19 protein-coding genes are annotated in these 18,496 nt (G+C 55.3%); 7 read left to right on the top strand and 12 right to left on the bottom strand.

The features are described 5' to 3' along the window. Positions 1-32: 32 nt before the first annotated feature. The 5 genes from H7K52_RS09655 to mntR all read right to left on the bottom strand — a co-directional run bounded on the left by H7K52_RS09655 (position 33) and on the right by mntR (position 6,012). A complete protein-coding gene (locus tag H7K52_RS09655; RefSeq protein ID WP_003850508.1) occupies positions 33-1,562 on the bottom strand; it encodes an efflux transporter outer membrane subunit in 1,530 nt (509 codons plus the stop codon). Position 1,563: 1 nt separating this feature from the next. Continuing rightward, positions 1,564-3,132 carry a DHA2 family efflux MFS transporter permease subunit gene (locus H7K52_RS09660; RefSeq protein WP_003850509.1) on the bottom strand — a complete coding sequence of 523 codons (1,569 nt, stop codon included), beginning with the start codon at positions 3,130-3,132 and terminating at the stop codon, positions 1,564-1,566. After that, a complete protein-coding gene (locus H7K52_RS09665) occupies positions 3,129-4,274 on the bottom strand; it encodes an HlyD family secretion protein (RefSeq protein WP_003850510.1) in 1,146 nt (381 codons plus the stop codon). Before H7K52_RS09665 ends, H7K52_RS09660 begins: the two co-directional genes overlap by 4 nt. A 149-nt stretch (positions 4,275-4,423) precedes the next feature. Beyond that, the gene (locus tag H7K52_RS09670) at positions 4,424-5,533 is read right to left on the bottom strand and encodes an SLC13 family permease (RefSeq protein ID WP_003850511.1); all 1,110 of its coding nucleotides are present in this window, start codon (positions 5,531-5,533) and stop codon (positions 4,424-4,426) included. A 20-nt stretch (positions 5,534-5,553) separates the two neighbouring features. Continuing rightward, positions 5,554-6,012 carry a manganese-binding transcriptional regulator MntR gene (gene mntR, locus H7K52_RS09675; RefSeq protein ID WP_003850512.1) on the bottom strand — a complete coding sequence of 153 codons (459 nt, stop codon included), beginning with the start codon at positions 6,010-6,012 and terminating at the stop codon, positions 5,554-5,556. Positions 6,013-6,264: 252 nt separating this feature from the next. Between mntR and H7K52_RS18945 the strand changes: the two genes are divergently transcribed. Continuing rightward, entirely contained in the window at positions 6,265-6,456 is a 192-nt protein-coding gene (locus H7K52_RS18945; RefSeq protein ID WP_003850513.1) for a hypothetical protein, read from the top strand. A gap of 236 nt (positions 6,457-6,692) precedes the next feature. Here the strand turns inward: H7K52_RS18945 and ompX are convergent, their stop codons facing one another. After that, the gene (ompX, locus tag H7K52_RS09680; protein WP_008925816.1) at positions 6,693-7,205 is read right to left on the bottom strand and encodes an outer membrane protein OmpX; all 513 of its coding nucleotides are present in this window, start codon (positions 7,203-7,205) and stop codon (positions 6,693-6,695) included. Between the two features lie 368 nt (positions 7,206-7,573). On the opposite strand from ompX, the gene rhtA reads away from it, so the two are divergent. The 5 genes from rhtA to glnQ all read left to right on the top strand — a co-directional run bounded on the left by rhtA (position 7,574) and on the right by glnQ (position 11,840). Continuing rightward, entirely contained in the window at positions 7,574-8,488 is a 915-nt protein-coding gene (gene rhtA / locus H7K52_RS09685; RefSeq protein ID WP_003851733.1) for a threonine/homoserine exporter RhtA, read from the top strand. A 325-nt stretch (positions 8,489-8,813) separates the two neighbouring features. Further along, positions 8,814-9,317: a DNA starvation/stationary phase protection protein Dps gene (gene dps, locus H7K52_RS09690; protein WP_003851735.1), complete on the top strand. Its 504-nt coding sequence runs from the start codon at positions 8,814-8,816 to the stop codon at positions 9,315-9,317. Positions 9,318-9,636: 319 nt separating this feature from the next. Continuing rightward, a complete protein-coding gene (gene glnH / locus H7K52_RS09695) occupies positions 9,637-10,383 on the top strand; it encodes a glutamine ABC transporter substrate-binding protein GlnH (RefSeq protein ID WP_003851738.1) in 747 nt (248 codons plus the stop codon). Positions 10,384-10,461: 78 nt separating this feature from the next. After that, complete coding sequence (gene glnP / locus H7K52_RS09700) at positions 10,462-11,121, top strand: glutamine ABC transporter permease GlnP (RefSeq protein WP_078804210.1); 660 nt, start codon at positions 10,462-10,464, stop codon at positions 11,119-11,121. Continuing rightward, complete coding sequence (glnQ, locus tag H7K52_RS09705) at positions 11,118-11,840, top strand: glutamine ABC transporter ATP-binding protein GlnQ (protein ID WP_003851741.1); 723 nt, start codon at positions 11,118-11,120, stop codon at positions 11,838-11,840. Before glnP ends, glnQ begins: the two co-directional genes overlap by 4 nt. A gap of 75 nt (positions 11,841-11,915) precedes the next feature. On the opposite strand, the gene rlmF is transcribed toward glnQ, so the two are convergent. Then, positions 11,916-12,848: a 23S rRNA (adenine(1618)-N(6))-methyltransferase RlmF gene (gene rlmF, locus H7K52_RS09710; RefSeq protein WP_105099366.1), complete on the bottom strand. Its 933-nt coding sequence runs from the start codon at positions 12,846-12,848 to the stop codon at positions 11,916-11,918. Between the two features lie 141 nt (positions 12,849-12,989). Between rlmF and H7K52_RS09715 the strand changes: the two genes are divergently transcribed. Next, on the top strand, positions 12,990-13,622 hold the full coding sequence (locus H7K52_RS09715) for a flavin reductase family protein (RefSeq protein WP_039659265.1): 633 nt from the start codon (positions 12,990-12,992) through the stop codon (positions 13,620-13,622). Positions 13,623-13,625: 3 nt separating this feature from the next. Here the strand turns inward: H7K52_RS09715 and H7K52_RS09720 are convergent, their stop codons facing one another. From H7K52_RS09720 to H7K52_RS09740, 5 genes are read right to left on the bottom strand one after another with little or no spacing between them, the layout of a single operon-like run. Further along, entirely contained in the window at positions 13,626-15,131 is a 1,506-nt protein-coding gene (locus H7K52_RS09720) for an HAL/PAL/TAL family ammonia-lyase (RefSeq protein ID WP_182630072.1), read from the bottom strand. 8 nt (positions 15,132-15,139) lie between these two features. Then, positions 15,140-15,934: an ABC transporter ATP-binding protein gene (locus H7K52_RS09725; protein ID WP_182629983.1), complete on the bottom strand. Its 795-nt coding sequence runs from the start codon at positions 15,932-15,934 to the stop codon at positions 15,140-15,142. After that, on the bottom strand, positions 15,927-16,667 hold the full coding sequence (locus H7K52_RS09730; RefSeq protein ID WP_008925091.1) for an ABC transporter permease: 741 nt from the start codon (positions 16,665-16,667) through the stop codon (positions 15,927-15,929). The genes H7K52_RS09725 and H7K52_RS09730 overlap by 8 nt, the downstream gene beginning before the upstream one ends. An 8-nt stretch (positions 16,668-16,675) precedes the next feature. Beyond that, positions 16,676-17,395 (bottom strand): ABC transporter permease, encoded by a 720-nt coding sequence (locus H7K52_RS09735; protein WP_003851749.1) that lies wholly within the window; start codon positions 17,393-17,395, stop codon positions 16,676-16,678. 12 nt (positions 17,396-17,407) lie between these two features. Beyond that, positions 17,408-18,256 carry a transporter substrate-binding domain-containing protein gene (locus tag H7K52_RS09740; protein WP_008925090.1) on the bottom strand — a complete coding sequence of 283 codons (849 nt, stop codon included), beginning with the start codon at positions 18,254-18,256 and terminating at the stop codon, positions 17,408-17,410. Positions 18,257-18,496: the final 240 nt, after the last annotated feature.

Below are 18,496 nucleotides of genomic sequence, written 5' to 3' on the forward strand. Positions count from 1 at the left end.
GTCACTGCGCACAGGCAGCGACCGCGAAAGGATTAATTCGCCTGTGTGGCCGGACCAAATACCGGATATTGAGGCATCTCAACGTTCTGATACGTTTCCCATCCGCCGCCCAGCGCTTTATAAAGCGCCACTAAATCCAGAGCGCTCTGCATTCTCGCCTGAGTCGCCTGCTCCTGAGCCTGTGCCAGCTGGCGCTGCGCATCCAGCACGTCAAGGAAGGTCGAAAGCCCCTGGCGGTAACTGTCGCTGGCGAGGTTAAAGGCCCGCTGCAGGGCGCCGGTCGTCTCATCCAGCGCAGTCACGCGCTGCTGGTCGGCGCGGTAGCTGACCAGCGCATTCTCGACATCCTGTAACGCCGTCAGCACAGTTTGACGGTAATCCAGCGCGGCGCTGGCCTGCTGCGCCCGCGCTAACTTGACGCTCGATACCAGTTGTCCACCCTGGAAAATCGGGATCGAAAGCGAGGGGCCATAACTGTAGAAATGGCTGCTCCAGTTATCCAGATAACTGGCGTCAGTGTTGCGGACGCCCAGCTGTCCGGTCAGCGACAGGCTTGGGAAGAGCTGCGCAACAGACACGCCGATCTCCGCGGTTTGAGCATGCAGCGTCGCTTCAGCCTGGCGAATATCAGGACGACGACGTGCCAGCGTGGAGGGAATACCAACCGGTACAAACTGCGGCAACGGCGGTAAGGCTTTAGGTGTGCTGAGTTCAGCATCCAGTGCACCCGGTGTTTTGCCGAGCAGCACCGCTAATCCGTTCATCGCCTGCCGTGCCTGCGATTGATACTGCGGCAGCTGGGCCTGAAGCGTGCTGAGCTGGGCACGGGCATTTTCTACATCAGTTAACGGAGCCAGACCATTACGCTGCTGACTTTGCGTCAGCTCGGTCGTCTGCTGCGCCACATTAATCTGCTCCTGCAGAGTCTGAACGGTGCTCTGCGCGCCTCGCAGCTGCAGCCAGGCTCGCGCAACTTCGGCCTCAAGTGAGACCAGCGCATCGTTACGCTGCTCTATCGCTGCCTGCTGCTGGGCATTGGCGGCCTCAACCTGACGGCGAACTTTGCCCCACAGGTCAAGCTCCCAGCTGGCATCGAAGCTGCCCTGATAGAGGTTAACCGGCTGGGTCAGGCCATTGAGCTGGCTGGCCACGTTGCTGTCGAGTTGATCGGTGGCGCCATTGGACTCAAGCAAGCCTTTCAGGCCGAGCTGCTGACGGGTGACTTTAGCCGAACCGCTCAGACTGGGGAACAGGCTGCCCTGGGCCTGCGTCAGCTGTTCACGCGCGCCCGCAATCCGCAGCACTGTCTGCTGCAGGCTCAGGTTCCCCGCTATCGCCCGCTCAATCAGGCTGTCGAGCTGCGGATCGTTAAAGCTCCGCCACCAGCGGGAATTAATTGCGGCGTTTTGTGGCTTTGACGCCTCCTGCGAATCCAGCGTGTTGTAGCTACCCGGCACGGCAGGTTTCGGTGCCTGATAGTCAGGCCCGACAGCGCAGCCCGCCAGCCCCAGGGCCAGCAGTAAGCTCAGGGGTTTCAGGCGATGAGTATAAAAAACCTTCATGTTAGTGTGCTCCTGCACTGCCTTCGCTCTTGATAGGCGACAGCAGCCAACAAAATGGAATCAAAATCAGGGCGACAATACTCAGGCCTGAGAAGACATCGATGTATGCGAGAATACGCGACTGCGCAATCATCTCCTGATAGAGCTGACCGGTTGCCAGCGTAATGGGATCGCCCACCGCCGACGTGAAGTCGCGTATCGCCTGCGCCCAGTGCTCAAGCGTAATGTTGAACGGCTCGTTAAGCGGCGTCATGTTGTGCACCATATGCGCCGACCGCGCCTGTGCGCGCTCGGTAATGGCCGCGGTCGAAAGCGAGATCCCAATGGATCCGGCCACGTTACGGAACATGGTAAAGAGCGCGGAGGCGTCCGCGTTAAGTCGCTGAGGAATGGTGACAAAGGCAATCGTAGTCAGCGGAACAAACAGGAAACCCAGCCCGATCGACTGTGCGCTACGCATCATCACCAGCGTTTTGAAATCGACATTCGGCGTCAGGGTAGCAGAATAGAAAAACGCCATGGCCAGACAGCTGAAACCAAAGGCGATGATGTATCGCGTCTGCACAATCGGCATCAGTTTCAGCACCAGTGGTATGGTCAGCACAATAAGCACCGCGCCGGGCGACAACACCAGCCCTGACCAGGTGGCGGTATAACCCAGATCCTGCTGCGCCAGCTGTGGCAACACCACAGAACTGCCATACAGAATCATCGCCATTCCCGCCATCAACAGCCCGGCCACCCAGAAGTTCCGGTCTTTCATTACCAGAATATCGACCACCGGCTTACGCGCATACATCAGCCAGTAAATGGCGCCAACGATGCCAACCAGCGCCAGAACAGCGAACAGTACGATAAAGTGCGAAGCAAACCAGTCCTCATCTTCTCCGCGATCCAGCATCACCTGCAGACACCCCAGGCCTAAGGTAATCAGGCTGATCCCGATGTAATCGATCTTCAGCTTACCTTTGGCCCATTTACGCTCCCAAGGCGGATCTTCCAGCAGCTGATAGATCGCCAGCACAGTCAGCACGCCCACCGGAATGTTAATAAAGAACACCCAGCGCCAGCTGTAGTTGTCAGTGATCCAGCCACCCAATGTCGGGCCAATCACCGGCGCGACGATAATAGCGATGGAGGAGAGACCAAATGCCTTGCCGCGATCTTCTGCCTTGAAGTAGTCCAGCAGCACGGACTGCTGAACGGGCTGCAATCCGCCACCAAAAAAGCCCTGCAGCACGCGGAACAGAATGATTTGCCAGAGTTCAGTGGCGATGCCGCACAGGAACGAGCAAATGGTGAACATCACAATGCAAATCAGGAAAAACTGTTTACGGCCAAACAGCCGGCTGAAGAACGCAGAGATAGGCAGCACAATGCCGTTCGCCACCAGATAGGAGGTCAGCACCCAGGTTGACTCATCATAACTGGAGGAGAGCGAACCGGCGATGTGCGGCAGCGCCACGTTAACGATGGTGGTGTCGAGGATCTCCATAAACACCGCCAGCGTCACCGTGATTGCCACTAACCACGGATTACTGGCCGGTTTCCAGCTCTGCGCCGTACTCATTCCACTGTTACCTCGGGTTCAACGGAGAGACCCAGCGGCAGCGGATGGTTCGGATCCAGGCCCTTGTCGATAACGATTTTCACTGGCACACGCTGAACAATTTTCACGTAGTTACCGGTGGCGTTTTCTGACGGGAAGGTCGAGAAGCGTGAGCCGGAGCCCATCTGAATGCTGTCGACGTGTCCTTCCAGCTTCATGTCCGGCCATGCATCAACGCTGATTTTCACTTTATCGCCAGGATTCATGCGTTCCAGCTGAGACTCTTTGAAGTTCGCAGTAACCCAGATGTCAGGCGAAACCAGCGAGAACAGAGAGGAACCGGCCTGCACCAGCGTGCCCAGCTGAACGTTACGCTTGGTGATAAACCCGTCATAAGGCGCGCGAACCTGGGTATAGGAGAGGTTAAGATCGGCCGTACTTAACTGTGCTTTCGCCTGCTCAACCTGTTGCTGACGCGCTTCAACATTGGTCTCCTGCTGACGAATCTGCAGGGCAACCTGTGAAGCGACTTCAACCTGGGCTTTCGCACTCTGTAACTGTGCCTGCGCCGAACGTAGCTGCGCAGACGCGCTGTCGATATTACGCTGGCTGGTCGCACGTGGATCGACGCCACGCTGGCGACGATAATCCGCCTGCGCATTCAGCATATTGGCTTCTGCTTTCGCCTGATCGGCCAGAGCCTGATCGCGCTGAGCCGGATACTGTACTTTTGACAGCGCCAGCTGGGCCTGCGCCTGATGCAGTTGTGCAACGGCTAAACCGAGCTGCGCGTTAGCCTGCTCACGCTGGGCACGGTTATCGCTGGGATCAATCTCCACCAGCAGATCGCCCTTCTTCACCCGCTGGTTATCTTTCACCAGCAACTTCACGACATAGCCGGATGCTTTAGGCGCAATAGTAACGGCATCGCCTTCGGTAAAGGCGTCGTCGGTGGTTTCAATATTGCGGGTAGATAACCAGAACCAGAGACCGACAATCAGCATAATCACCACCACCACCGCCAGAATAATCAGCGGCTTTTTACCGGGGCGTTTACGCTCAGGCTGCTGGTCGTTGTCCTGATTTTCCTCTGACTGACGGTTTTGATCCGTCGTGTTTTCTGCGTCCTGCTGATGTGGATCGCGTTGATTGTTCTCGCTCATAGTTCCCATCACTGGCTAAGGCCCTGATTCCGGGCATAAAGGTCCTGTTAACCTTATATCGGAAATTGACAAAATCCAGTGCAACTTTACGAAACTTGAGGAATGCCGCACATCCTGCCACCTGACAGCGATAGCAGGATGTATCGGGCCTAATTGAGCAACCGCAGCAGCAGCCAGCCGCTGGCCATTGACCAGGCCAGCAAAGGAAGGGAAAAGAGATGAAATTGCCACCATACGGCACGATCTTTCGCCATACGCAGAGCAATCAGGTTAGCCAGTGAACCTGGCAGCAGACCGAATCCACCGATGTTGACCGCCCAGGCGAGCACATCGGTTGGCGGGACTTTTTGCAGCAGCAGAATCGTCGCCGGGACATTGCTTATCACCTGTGACAGACCAATCGCCAGCAGATAGAGCTGCCCCTGGCCGAAATGCGCCACCGCATCAAAGTGAGCCTGCATCACCGGCAGACGTGTCAGCAGGAAGACGTCAATAAACATGGCGATAAACACCGCCAGCAGGCTCCAGTCGATACGTTGCAGCACCGGACGCGCCATTACCATAAAGGTGGCGAGGATAACCAGCAGTATCCAGCCGGTGATTTCCAGCTCCAGACCGGCGATAAACAGCAGGTATAACACCACGCTGACAATAAACAGTGGCTTCTGCCACTCCGGCTGCTCCGGGTTGTCATGTTTATCAATTGTCCGCTTTGAAAAGCTAAACCAGGTCAGCACGACCAGGCTCAGCAGCAGCCAGGCGGCCAGCGGCAGCATCTGCACAATGAATGCAATAACGCTGAGCTTGCCGTGACTCCACAGCAGAATGTTTTGCGGATTGCCGACCGGCGTCAGCAGCGACCCGGCATTCACTGCCAGCGCCTCGAAAATGATCAGTCGCGAGATAGGTAAATGAGAGAACTTCCGCAGCGTTAATGTCAGCGGCACCAGAATAAACAGCGCAACATCGTTGGTTAAAAACGTGGAGAGCAACGCGGCAGCCAGTACCATAAATAGCGCCAGCGCACGTTCGTGCCGGAAACGCGCAATCAGGCGTCCTCCCAGCACGTCAAAGTAGCCGCTGGTTTCCAGCCCTTTGGTCAGAATCAATAACCCGGTGAGTGTGATAATGGTATGCCAGTCTACGGCTCCGGGCAGATCGGCCCAGCGGAAATCCGCCAGGAATGCCAGAACTACACCAATCACGATTAATAAATGCAAAATTGAGTCATGCAAAAAAGATCGAAGCAGTTGTGGCATGGTGAGGGTACGCCTTAGCGTTAACGGGTTTCGGAGAACTTCTTAAATACAGCCAGAGTTTCATCACTGACGTGATGTTCAATACCTTCTGAATCGCGTCGGGCCGTTTCGGGGCTGATGCCTAACGCCAGCAGAAAACTTTCAACAATATGATGACGGGCGCGACTCTCCTCTGCCAGCTTCTCCCCTTCACTGGTCAGGAAGACACCGCGGTAAGGGACCTGCTCAACCAGCCCGGCACTGCCAAGTCGTTTCAGCATTTTAGCCACTGTCGGTTGCGAAACGCCCAGACGGGCTGCCATATCGACCTGACGTGCTTCGCCAAATTCACCAATTAAATCAGAGATTAACTCAACGTAGTCATCAATTAACTCCCGACGATGCGCTTCACGCACCTGCCGAAAACCTTCGACATGCTCTTCAATATCTTTCAGTGGTCCTTTCGGCGCAGAAACCACGCTTTTAGCACGACGACTCATTCAGCTTCCTCATTATTATTTCCCGTACTGACGCTGCTGTACGGATTTAGCTGCGCTCATTGTAAACCAGCCACAAAGAAGCTCAAATTTTTCGTCATTAGCCTTGGCTAAACGATATAGCCAGTGCTATCTTTGTTGATAATGTAAGCAGCCAACGCATGATCCCTAGTGATCTTCTGTTGCTCTGGTGATGATGACGCTCTCACCCCACGCTGCTGATTACCGCGTCGATCAGGCTTGGGAGGTAATTCTATGAGCACTCTGAAATGTTGCTTAGATTGCAGCAAATGCTTCCAGACAGAGAAGAAAACAACCACGGAGTTTAAATCCTGGCTGTGCCTGCTGACGCGTTCCCCTTTCACACTGCGTCTGATGCTGATTGAAAAACTGCTGGGCCATAAGCCTGCCGAACCTCGCTGTCCGAATCTTATCTGGCGCGGCTAATCCTGATTCAGAGCCTTTTTGCCTGCGGTTGAAAGGCTCACGCCCCTCTGTTTGTTCTCTTTGTTTTTTCCCCTCATAAGAAACTGCCCTGAGGCTGAAAGGGGCATGCCTGCAGATCAGCGTCTGCCAGAGAATGAGACGGGAGACCGACAGGTAAGTCGGGGTGGCGGGTAAAATCAGCACAATAAAAAACGGCCCACAAGGGGCCGTTTTTTTGCAGGTCAGCTAAGCTAAACTTAGAAGCTGTAACCTACGCCAGCAATCCAGGTACCGACGTCAACGCTACGGATACGGCTCTGCTCGTAACCAACGTCAAGTGCGATGTCCTGCATTGGGTTAAACTGCATGCCTGCGCCGTAAGAGAAACCTACGTCGCTGGTGTCAGTTTTATCACGTGATGCAGTTTCGTTGCCCTGGTATTTACCATAGCCGATACCGACAACACCATAGATGCTAGCCCAGTCGTTCAGACGGAAAGCTGGACCACCGGTCACACCGTAGTACTGGCCTTTGTTGTAAACGCCATCTTCGGTACGATCTTTTTCAGTGTAGGTGAATGAACCGATCCAACCCAGTGGGTTAGAACCGTCTTCGTAGCGGTATTTCAGGTTGAAGCCGTTAGCTTTGTTCGCTACGCCCTGATAATCGCTCTGAGCATAGCCACCAGTTACGGTGCTCTGTGCCATTGCTGAACCTGCAGATACTGCCAGTACACAGGCTAATGCTGAAAGACATGCAATTTTTTTCATAACCACCTCAAATGTGAAAATACTTCTCTCCTGACAACGCTGAAAATATAACAAAAAATAGCGAGAAACTCTGCCCGGATTTTGTTGTCTAACAGAAAGTTTGGTGTAACAGGACGTTAATGCGACATACTATGTCATTCATTTTTCTTATAAAATCCGTCATCTTCCTGCAATAATCTTTTTGTGCTCAATTTGCCGTTTAAGTTAATTCCTAAAAAAACCTGACATTTCTTTACCTAAATGGCACTGATTTTGGCCAAAATTTGCGCAGTTAAGGCAAATTAAAAACGCTGACTCATGATTTTTTGCCTGACATTTCCTTTACACTGGCCCACTCGTTACGTTGATGACCAGGAAAAGTACACAGGATGTCTGCCTCTCCCGCTTCTAAAAATCTTGCGCCAATCGTGTTGCCAATTGCCGTACTGCTGATTGCGATGCTGTCGCTGCAGGGCGGTGCTTCTCTGGCAAAAAGCCTGTTTCCTTCTGTTGGGGCGACGGGAATCACCGCGCTGCGTCTGGGCTTTGGCACCCTGATACTCTGTGTCATCTTTAAACCCTGGCGTTTACGCTTTAGCCGGGAACAACGTCTGCCTTTGCTGATGTATGGTCTGGCGTTGGGCACCATGAACTTCACATTCTATCTGGCGATTCGCACTGTGCCGCTGGGCGTGGCGGTGGGACTGGAGTTTACCGGTCCACTGGCGCTGGCGCTGTTTGGATCGCGCAGACCACTGGATTTTGTCTGGGTGCTGCTGGCGGTGATTGGTTTGTGGTTCCTGCTGCCGTTTGGGACAGGGATGACCGCGATTGATCCATTGGGCGCAGCACTGGCCGTGAGTGCGGGTGCCTGCTGGGCAATCTATATCCTGGCGGGACAGCGGGCAGGTGCAGAACATGGTCCTGCGACAGTGGCTATCGGTTCGCTGATTGCTTCGGTGATTTTTGTACCGCTGGGGCTGACGTTTGCAGAAAGTGGCATCTGGACATGGGCCGTGATGCCGATCGCATTGCTGGTTGCCCTGCTCTCCAGCGCGATACCCTACTCACTGGAGATGATCGCCCTTACCCGCTTACCGGCGCGCATCTTCGGCACGCTGATGAGTCTGGAACCCGCCATGGCCGCTTTTTCCGGCATGCTGTTTTTGGGCGAAACGCTGACCGGCCTACAGTGGCTGGCGCTACTGGCAATCATCATCGCTTCGGCAGGCTCAACGCTGACCATGCGACCGAAAAAGAGCCAGTTAAGCAGCGTGGAATTATCAGATTCTGGTCAGAAATAAACGCCTTTAGCCTGCCTTTGTGGTGGGCTAAATAACAATCATGCTCATCATGAGAATTATTCTTAACCATTCCCTGTCCAGGTTCTGACTATTTTGAAACAGACGCTTACCTGTTATTTACATGTAAAATTAAAGCATTGATTTAATTAATTAAATACAAGCGCTTTTATTTTAACATTGCGTTAACCTCGTCTGTGCCTTCCCGCATTTAATAAAGACCTGCACTATTTCATCTATCGATAAAGTCGTTTCTGCAAAGCTGAAAAGCGCTGCTATACTTATCCGGTACTTGATTAGGACAACCATCAAAGAGAGGACTGAAACGATGAGTACCGCTAAACTGGTTAAAACTAAATCTGCTGACCTGATTTATACCCGTAATGACGTGGCCGAAGATGAGAAGAAAGCCACCATCGCGGTGTTGAACCGTCTGGTAGTCGAGTTTATTGACCTGTCATTGATTACTAAGCAGGCGCACTGGAACATGCGCGGTGCTAACTTCATCGGTGTACATGAAATGCTGGACGGCTTCCGTACTGCAATCACCGAGCATCAGGACACCATTGCTGAGCGTGTGGTACAGCTGGGCGGCGTTGCACTGGGCACCACGCAGGTTGTTAACGATACGACGCCGCTGAAAAGCTATCCGCTGAATATTCACAGCGTTCAGGATCACCTGAAAGCGCTGGCAGACCGTTATAGCGTCGTGGCTAATGATACCCGTAAAGCCATTACTGAAGTGAAAGATGAAGATACCGCTGACATCTTTACTGCGGCATCACGTGACCTGGACAAATTCCTGTGGTTCATCGAAGCCAACATTGAATAAAACTCAATGCAGTCAATCAGGCGGGGAAACCCGCCTTTTTTACGTCTGCGTTACCGCATTTTTATGACCCTGTTAACAGTTCTTCCTTCCTTCGCTTCACAGCCTTAACATCTGAGGCACACTACCGCTTGCACCAAAACAGCCATATGCACCAAAACTGAGCACCTAGATGGTGCAAAGGCAGAATTAACTGCAAAATCGTGTCAGCTATGTTATTTAACTCTCTGATTTAGCGAAACTTGCAAAGTTGGCATAATTATTTCATATGACAAGCCGCAAACGCAGGCCCTGCCGCCTGGTAGTAAAAAAAGGAAAAATGATGAAGTCACTGTTAAAAGTTTCTGTGGCCGCGCTGGCGCTGGCCTTCTCCCTCTCTTCCACTGCAGCAGATAAGAAGCTGGTTGTCGCTACCGATACCGCCTTTGTTCCGTTCGAATTCAAACAGGGTGACAAATATGTCGGCTTTGATGTGGATCTGTGGGATGCCATTGCGAAAGAGCTGAAGCTGGATTATACCCTGAAGCCAATGGACTTCAGCGGCATCATCCCTGCACTGCAAACGCGCAATGTCGATCTGGCCCTTGCGGGCATCACCATTACCGAAGAACGTAAAAAAGCAATCGAGTTTTCTGATGGCTATTACAAAAGCGGTTTGCAGGTAATGGTGCGTAACAATGAAAACGACATCAAAGGCATCAGCGATCTGAACGGTAAAGTGGTTGCTGTGAAAAGCGGCACCGGCTCTGTGGAATACGCAAAAGCCCACATCAAATCTAAAGACCTGCGTCAGTTCCCGAACATCGACAGCGCCTACATGGAACTGGGCACTAACCGTGCGGACGCCGTGCTGCATGACACGCCAAACATTCTTTACTTCATCCACACCGCCGGTAAAGGCCGCTTTAAAGCGGTAGGCGATTCGATTGAAGCGCAGCAGTATGGTATCGCCTTCCCGAAAGGCAGCGACGATTTACGTGAAAAAGTAAACGGCGCACTGAAAACCCTGAAAGAGAACGGCACCTATAACACGCTCTATAAAAAATGGTTCGGCACCGAACCTAAATAATAATTTGCCCGTTATCTGATTTCAGCAGGGAAACTTTTTCCCTGCTTTTTTCCATCGCAACATATCTGGAGTGACACCATGGAGTTTGACTGGAGCGTCATCTGGCCCGCCATGCCAGCGCTGCTTGAAGGCGCTAAACTGACTTTAATAATCTCTGTTATTGGACTGGTTGGCGGCCTGTTTATCGGGCTGATTGCCGGTTTTGCCCGCGCTTACGGCGGCTGGATCACCAATAACATCGCACTGGTGTTTATCGAAATTATCCGCGGCACCCCTATCGTGGTGCAGGTGATGTTCATCTACTTTGCTCTGCCGATGGCGTTCCCCGACCTGCGCATTGATCCCTTCAGCGCAGCGGTAGTGACCATCATGATTAACTCTGGCGCTTATATCGCGGAGATTACGCGTGGTGCCGTGCTGTCGATTAATAAGGGCTTCCGCGAAGCCGGACTGGCGCTTGGCCTGTCGAGCCGTGAGACGCTGCGCTACGTGATTATGCCGCTGGCGCTGCGCCGTATGCTGCCACCGCTGGGCAACCAGTGGATTGTCAGCATCAAAGATACCTCGCTGTTTATCGTTATTGGTGTGGCTGAACTGACGCGTCAGGGTCAGGAGATTATTGCCGGTAACTTCCGCGCTCTGGAAATCTGGAGCGCCGTCGCGATCATCTATCTGGTGATTACGCTGGTGCTGAGCTTTATGCTGCGCCGCATTGAGAAAAGGGTGAAAATCCTGTGATTGAATTTAAAGATGTCTCCAAGCATTTTGGCCAGACCCAGGTGCTGCACAATATTGATCTGAAGATTAACCAGGGCGAAGTGGTGGTAATTATCGGCCCATCCGGTTCCGGTAAATCCACCCTTTTACGCTGCATTAACAAGCTGGAAGAGATCACCAGCGGCGAGCTGATTGTTGATGGCCTGCGCGTGAATGACCCGAAAGTTGATGACCGCCTGATTCGTCAGGAAGCGGGCATGGTATTCCAGCAGTTTCATCTGTTCCCACAGATGAGTGCGCTGGACAACGTTGCCTTTGGTCCTATCCGGGTGCGTGGCGCCAGTAAAGAAGCGGCACGCCAGCTGGCGCGTGAGTTGCTGGGCAAAGTGGGCCTGGCAGAGCGTGCACATCATTTTCCGTCTGAGCTGTCCGGCGGCCAGCAGCAGCGCGTGGCGATTGCCCGTGCGCTGGCGGTTAAGCCAAAGATGATGCTGTTCGATGAGCCAACCTCAGCGCTGGACCCGGAACTGCGTCATGAAGTCCTTAAAGTGATGCAGGATCTGGCGGAAGAAGGCATGACGATGGTGATTGTGACGCATGAAGTGGGCTTTGCACAGAAGGTCGCCTCGCGCCTGATCTTTATTGATAAAGGCCGGATTGCGGAAGATGGCGATCCTGACAGCCTGATCAGCAATCCACCCAGTGACCGTCTGCGCGAATTCCTGCAGCACGTCTCCTGATCAAAACGGGCCGCTAAGCGGCCCGTTTTTTTATGCCCCTGGCCGCAGTAATAGCGTGCCTGCACCGGGAAAACCCTAACTTCCCAGACGACTCAGCAGTTTGCTGCGCGGTGCGGCAGGCATAAAACTCCACGCCAGAAAGCGGCTCTGTTTCTGACCCTGGGCCATGTTCACCACCCGCACTTCAGCAACGTCGAGCGCCTGCAGCTGTTTTTCCAGTGCCGGCAAGTTCTCTTTGCGCGACACCAGCGAGGTAAACCAGCCGATCTGACGACCCAGCGCCACGCTCTCGGCGATCATCTTGCCGATAAACGCCTTTTCGCCACCGGGATACCACAGCTCATTGTGCTGCCCGCCAAAGTTAAGTGGCGCACTCTTGTCCAGTCCGAGATTGCGGACCTTGCGCTGCGAACCGGCCACTGCCTCATCCGGCGACGCGTGGAATGGCGGATTACACATCACCGCGCTGAAGAATTCCGTTTTGCTGACCACACCCGCCAGCACCGCATCGCTGTTTTTCTGACGACGCAGACGGATCTGGCGCGTCAGGCGTGGGTTAGCCGCAACGATGCGGTTAGCGGCTTTGATGGCGGCTTCATCAATTTCGGTGCCGGTAAAGCGCCAGCCATATTCTGCCGCACCAATCAGTGGATAGATGCAGTTTGCGCCGCAGCCAACATCGAGAATGTCCGCCATCGGGATAACGCCGTTGTTATCCAGCGCCAGCAGATCGGCCAGGTAGTGCAGATAATCGGCGCGTCCCGGTACTGGCGGGCAGAGTGAGCCGGGAGAAAGCTGCCAGTCGATGTCGTAAAAGAGTTTGATCAGCGCCTGGTTCAGCAGCATCACCGCCTCCGGGTCCGCAAAATCCACAGACTTCACGCCATAACCATTAGGCCGGACTTTAGCCTTCAGCGGCGGATGAGCAGCGGTTAACGCGGCAAAATCGTATTCGCCCTGATGGCGATTGCGGGCGTGGAAGGGCGACGTGCTGGCTGACTTTTTCATACGTTCTCTCAATTATTCAGGCGCGCGTACAATACGCTGTAGGCGGCGGAAAATAAACCCGCACCATCCGCTTACCGCTTTCCGATTCCGTCGGGTGATGCTGTCGGGCTAAGATAAATAAAATCACCTGCTGGAGACGTTATGACCCGGAAACGCTATTCCTATGAACCCCGTGCTGGTCACGGTCTGCCCCACGATCCGCTCAACGCCATTATCGGACCACGACCAATCGGCTGGATTAGCTCTGTCAGCGCCAGCGGCCAGCGCAATCTGGCCCCTTACAGCTTCTTTAACTGCTTCAACTATCATCCGCCAATTATCGGTTTCGCCAGCAGCGGCTGGAAAGACAGCGTGCAGAACATTGCGGACACCAAAGAGTTTGTCTGGAACCTGGCTACCCGCCCGCTGGCCGAAGCGATGAACGAAAGTTCTGCTTCACTGCCTGCCGATCAGGATGAGTTTGCTTTTGCCGGATTAACCCCGCTGTCAGCATCACAGGTTGGTGCAAGTCTGGTGGCGGAAAGCCCGGTCAACTTTGAGTGTCGTCTGACCCAGCTGATTCAGTTGCAGGATGCCAGTGGCAATCTGGTCGACAGCTGGCTGGTGCTGGGTGAAGCGGTCGCGATCCACATCGATGAATCGCTGCTGGAAGCGGGCATTTATCAGACCGCAAAAGCCGAGCCGATTCTGCGCGCAGGTGGTCCCAGCGCCTATTACGGCATCAGCGAAACACAACGCTTTGACCTGGTCCGTCCCGACGCACGCCCTAAATAATCCTCACCCCACAAGCGCATCGGTCCGGTGCGCCCTTATCTGCGCCACCGCACGGTCGATGTCGGGTGCCAGCCAGCGATCCTGCTGCCAGCGCTCAACCACCTGCCGCAGATGCTGCCAGGCGCGCCGCGTGCCGGCTGCCAGCTGTGATTCACCGTGAAACTCCAGCGCCTGCGCCGCCAGCAGATACTCAATCGCAATGATGTGATCGACGTTGCTGACCAGCTTCAGCAGCTTCAGCGCCGACCCGGTGCCAAGACTGATGTGATCCTCCTGTAATCCTGAGGTGACATAGTTGTCGAGTACCGCAGGCTGGGCCAGCTGACGGTTTTCCGCGCAGAGCGAGGCCGCGACGTACTGCGCAATCATCATGCCAGAATTGACGCCAGGCTCGGCCACCAGAAACGGCGGCAGGCCACTGACCAGCGGGTTTACCAGCCGATCCAGTCGTCGTTCGGCAATGCTCCCCAGTTCCGCCAGCGCAATCGCCAGCAGGTCACAGGCCATCGCCACCGATTCACCGTGCGGATGTGACTGTGACACCACGCGCCACTCCTGCGGCGTGCCCAGAATCAACGGATTGTCGGTACAGGCGTTGAGTTCAGTCTCCACCTGACGTGCGGCGTGATCAAACTGATCGCGGCAGGCGCCGTGCACCTGCGGCATCGACCGCAGACTCATCGCATCCTGAGTGCGGATGCCGACGCTCGCGTTCAGCAACGGGCTGTCACTCAGCAACTGGCGCAGACGTTCACCACTGCGCTGTATTCCCGGGCTGGCCTTGAGTGCCAGCACCTCTGGATCAAACGCCACCCGCTGACCGCGCAGCGCTTCAAAACTCATTGCGCCTGTCACATCCGCCCAGTCCAGCAGACGCCCGGCATCGTCCAGCGCCAGGCAGGCTAAGCCGGTCATGCAAGGCGTGCCGTTGACCAGGCTCAGTCCCTCTTTGGCACCTGGCCGGTAAGGCGCTAAGCCCGCCTGGGCCAGCGCCTGCTGCGCGGACATGATTTCGCCGTGCCACTCCACCTCGCCGATGCCAATCAGGGCCAGACCGATATGCGCCATGTGGGTCAGATAGCCCACCGATCCCTGAGACGGCACCTGAGGGGTCATCTGCAGATTCAGTAGCGCCAGCAGCTGCTGCACCAGCGCCACTGACACACCCGATTTGCCATGACTGTAGTTGGCAATCGCGGCACACAGAATGGCGCGGACCTCCGCTTTTTTCAGCACCGGCCCGACACCACAGGCATGGCTCAGTAAGGTATTGCGCGACAGCTGGCTCAGTTCATCTTCGGAAAGAGTAATGTTGCACAACGCCCCTAATCCGGTATTAATGCCGTAGGCTACCTGCCCCGCCGCGACGATGTTGCCGACGATTTCACGACTCCGGGCAATTCGCTGCCAGGCGCTGTCGCTTAGCATCAGAGTCGCGCCATGCCGGGCGACCTGCACCAGCTCCTGCCATTTAAGCGGACCATCGCCCCAGACCCGCGTCTGACTCATGACGTCGCTCATACCACCGGCTCCACCTGATGATGACTGGAAATAAATTGCTTAAAGCGCGCTGATCCCGCCTCGCCGAACATCGCCTCTGGCGTGCCCTGACAATCAATCGTGCCCTGATGCATAAACACGACCCGGTTTGAGACGTTGCGGGCAAAGCCCATCTCGTGCGTGACCACCAGCATGGTGCGCCCCTCTTCGGCCAGGCTGCGCATCACCTTCAGCACCTCACCCACCAGTTCCGGATCCAGTGCCGATGTCGGTTCATCAAACAGCATCACCTCCGGGTCCATCGCCAGCGCGCGGGCGATCGCCACCCGCTGCTGCTGGCCGCCCGAAAGCTGAGCGGGATAGAAGTCTTTGCGATTCAGCAGGCCAACCCGATCCAGCAGCTGTTCTGCCTGAGCGATGCAGGCTTTTTTATCGCGCTTCAGCACATAGTGCGGCCCTTCAATAACGTTTTGCAGTACGGTGAGATGCGACCAGAGATTAAAGCTCTGAAACACCATCCCCAGCCGGGAACGCAGCCGTTCAATCTGACGCGGGTTAGCCGCCAGCTGGTGCCCGCGTGCATGACGCTTCATCTCAATGGTTTCACCGCCCACGCTGACGACGCCAGAATCAGGCGTCTCCAGCAGGTTGATACAGCGCAGCAGCGTACTTTTACCGGAGCCGCTGGCACCGAGAATAGAGATGACATCGCCCTGATGCGCCTGCGGCGAGATGCCCTTCAGCACCTCCATCGCGCCAAAGGATTTATGGATATCGCTGGCCGACAGCGTGACGGGTGGCAGTTCAGACATTTTTTTCTCCTCCGGGGATCGGCTTAGCGGCCGGTAACGGCTTTTTTTCCGGTTTATGAACCGGTGTCAGACGCCGCTCCAGCAGGGCATACAGTTGAACAATGATGAAGTTGAGGATCAGATAGATCGCCGCTGCACAGAGAAACACCTCCATGGTGCGGTAAGTACGCTGGATAATCTGCTGCGCGACCCCGGTGACATCCCACACCGTCACCAGACTCGCCAGCGCGGTTGATTTCACCAGCAGAATCGCTTCGGTGGAGTACGCAGGCAGCGCATAACGCAGCATCACCGGTGCGATAATGCGCCGCAGCAGCAGGCCGCGCGACATGCCGCATGCCATCCCCGCTTCCACCTGACCGGGCGGGACCGCCAGCAGCGCGCCGCGCAGGATCTCCGCCGTGTAGGCGGCGGTACAGAGGGACAGGGCCAGCACCGCGCAGGTAAAAGGCTCACGCAGAAACGGCCAGAAGACGCTGTGGCGGATCACCCCAAACTGTCCCAGCCCGTAGTAGATCAGGAACAACTGAATCATCAGCGGCGAGCCGCGAAACACCAGAATGTAGCCGCGGGCGAATGCACTCAGCAGCCGCCAGCGGCTCATGCGCAGCGCCAGAATACCGACCGCCAGCACGCCCCCGCAGAGAAAGGCGCTGATAAACAGGCCGAGCGTGACCGGCAGCGCCGCGCTGAGTTTCAGGAAGGTGTCAGTAAGGAACGCAAAATCAATCATAACTCTCCTTAATGCTGTGCAGCGGTGCGGCTTTGCCAGGCGCGACCCAGACGGGATTCGGCGCGCAGAAAGGCGCGATTCGACAGCAGCGTCAGCAGCAGATAACAGGCACCGCCCACCAGGTAAAAGGAGAAGTAGTCCCGGGTAGAACCGGCTGCTATCTGGCTGGCCCGCATGAGCTCGACAATGCCGGTCACCGATACCAGCGCGGAATCTTTCAGGCTCATCTGCCAGACGTTAGACAGGCCGGGCAGCGCATAGCGCGCCACCTGCGGCAACAGGATACGTTGCCGGATGCGCCAGCGCGGCATGCCAATAGCGACGGCGGCTTCGATCTCCCCTTTCGCCAGAGCCAGCCGCGCGGCGCGATAGACTTCCGCCTGGTAAGAGCCGGAGATAAGCCCGATCGCCAATGCCCCGATCAGAAACGGCGGCGCTTCGATAAAACCGTCTGCGCCAAACAGTTGTCCGATCTGCGTGATCAGTCCCGATCCACCGAAGTAGAACAGGTAGATCACCAGCAATTCAGGGATACCCCGAAAGATCACCGAGTAGCTTTCACCCAGCCAGCGTACCGCCCGGTGCGGGGATAACTTTGCGGCGGCCACGCCCGATCCCACCACCGCGCCGACCAGCAGCGCGCAAAACGACAGCAGCAACGTGGTCAGCGTGGCACTCAGAATCAACCGTCCCCAGCCGTCCGGGCCAAAACTCAGCAGGCTTATCATCAGTTACCTCACTCAGGGTGTGACGTCAGTTTTGAACCACTTCTCACTCAGCTTTTTCACTGTGCCATCGGCCAGCGCGGCTTTAATCGCCTGATCCAGTCGGGCTTTCAGATCGTTGTCGGCCATGCGTACACCCATCGCCTCGCCCTCACCCCAGATTGGGCCGCCCAGCTGAGGACCGCTGAAACTGAGGTTGCGGTTATCCGGTCGTGCCAGCATCGACTGCGCGAACGTCACATCGTCAAACACCGCATCAATGCGTCCGGCCTGCAAATCAAGAATCGCATCGGCTGAGCTGGTGTATTCACGCACATCCGCCACCCCTTTGAAGTATTTGTCGATAAACGGCGTATAGACCGTGCCAGAGGCGATACCAATCGTTTTGCCCTTCAGCGCTGCTTTCAGGGGTGCGATGGCAGGCTCAATGGTTTTTTCATCGTCAGTGAGTTTGATGATCTTGCTGTCAGCGGGCAGCAGTGACCCTTTTACCGTGATAAAGGTGGCGGGTGTTGAGGCGTAAGGCACGGTGAAATTCACCACTTTTTTGCGGTCGGGCGTAATCACAATCGCATCCATGATGACGTCATATTTTCCGGCATTCAGTCCGGCGATCATCCCATCCCAGTTCTGCACCACCAGCTTGCACTGGATCGCCATGCGCTGGCAGAGATCCGCCATCAGCTCCGGTTCGAAACCGCCCAGCTTGCCGCCCGGCAGGGTGAGGTTCCAGGGTTCATAACTGCCTTCAGTGGCAATGGTGATCGACTTCCACTCTTTAGCCTGGGCGCTGACGCCACAGAGCAGCAGACTGGAAACCAGCGTAGTAAGACATAAACGACGAAGAGTCAGAGGGTGTGTCATACGGTTCTCCTGAAGTAGCGGCCTGGTGATCGCCCTGATGAGATTTAACATAAACCCCACAAGATGATATGTCATGTATATACAAGTTAACGCAACGCAGTTCATTGCCGGCTTTTTCATTTTGTGAGCCAGACGGAATTTATTCAGATAGAGCACGCACTGCAGTACTTGTACATACAACCAAGCAAAGGTTATGCCAGCTCTGAAAAAGCGAAGAATGGAGGCGGTAGCAAGGGAGCA

Origin of the sequence: Pantoea hericii (genome assembly GCF_014155795.1) — a bacterium.
GTDB lineage: Bacteria > Pseudomonadota > Gammaproteobacteria > Enterobacterales > Enterobacteriaceae > Pantoea > Pantoea eucalypti.

What these genes read in the sequence shown, in the direction of transcription:
- H7K52_RS09655 (WP_003850508.1), bottom strand. Translation starts at nt 1,562, where the DNA reads ATGAAGGTTTTTTATACTCATCGCCTGAAACCCCTGAGCTTACTGCTG.
- H7K52_RS09660 (WP_003850509.1), bottom strand. Translation starts at nt 3,132, where the DNA reads ATGAGTACGGCGCAGAGCTGGAAACCGGCCAGTAATCCGTGGTTAGTG.
- H7K52_RS09665 (WP_003850510.1), bottom strand. Translation starts at nt 4,274, where the DNA reads ATGAGCGAGAACAATCAACGCGATCCACATCAGCAGGACGCAGAAAAC.
- H7K52_RS09670 (WP_003850511.1), bottom strand. Translation starts at nt 5,533, where the DNA reads ATGCCACAACTGCTTCGATCTTTTTTGCATGACTCAATTTTGCATTTA.
- mntR (WP_003850512.1), bottom strand. Translation starts at nt 6,012, where the DNA reads ATGAGTCGTCGTGCTAAAAGCGTGGTTTCTGCGCCGAAAGGACCACTG.
- H7K52_RS18945 (WP_003850513.1), top strand. Translation starts at nt 6,265, where the DNA reads ATGAGCACTCTGAAATGTTGCTTAGATTGCAGCAAATGCTTCCAGACA.
- ompX (WP_008925816.1), bottom strand. Translation starts at nt 7,205, where the DNA reads ATGAAAAAAATTGCATGTCTTTCAGCATTAGCCTGTGTACTGGCAGTA.
- rhtA (WP_003851733.1), top strand. Translation starts at nt 7,574, where the DNA reads ATGTCTGCCTCTCCCGCTTCTAAAAATCTTGCGCCAATCGTGTTGCCA.
- dps (WP_003851735.1), top strand. Translation starts at nt 8,814, where the DNA reads ATGAGTACCGCTAAACTGGTTAAAACTAAATCTGCTGACCTGATTTAT.
- glnH (WP_003851738.1), top strand. Translation starts at nt 9,637, where the DNA reads ATGAAGTCACTGTTAAAAGTTTCTGTGGCCGCGCTGGCGCTGGCCTTC.
- glnP (WP_078804210.1), top strand. Translation starts at nt 10,462, where the DNA reads ATGGAGTTTGACTGGAGCGTCATCTGGCCCGCCATGCCAGCGCTGCTT.
- rlmF (WP_105099366.1), bottom strand. Translation starts at nt 12,848, where the DNA reads ATGAAAAAGTCAGCCAGCACGTCGCCCTTCCACGCCCGCAATCGCCAT.
- H7K52_RS09715 (WP_039659265.1), top strand. Translation starts at nt 12,990, where the DNA reads ATGACCCGGAAACGCTATTCCTATGAACCCCGTGCTGGTCACGGTCTG.
- H7K52_RS09720 (WP_182630072.1), bottom strand. Translation starts at nt 15,131, where the DNA reads ATGAGTCAGACGCGGGTCTGGGGCGATGGTCCGCTTAAATGGCAGGAG.
- H7K52_RS09725 (WP_182629983.1), bottom strand. Translation starts at nt 15,934, where the DNA reads ATGTCTGAACTGCCACCCGTCACGCTGTCGGCCAGCGATATCCATAAA.
- H7K52_RS09730 (WP_008925091.1), bottom strand. Translation starts at nt 16,667, where the DNA reads ATGATTGATTTTGCGTTCCTTACTGACACCTTCCTGAAACTCAGCGCG.
- H7K52_RS09735 (WP_003851749.1), bottom strand. Translation starts at nt 17,395, where the DNA reads ATGATAAGCCTGCTGAGTTTTGGCCCGGACGGCTGGGGACGGTTGATT.
- H7K52_RS09740 (WP_008925090.1), bottom strand. Translation starts at nt 18,256, where the DNA reads ATGACACACCCTCTGACTCTTCGTCGTTTATGTCTTACTACGCTGGTT.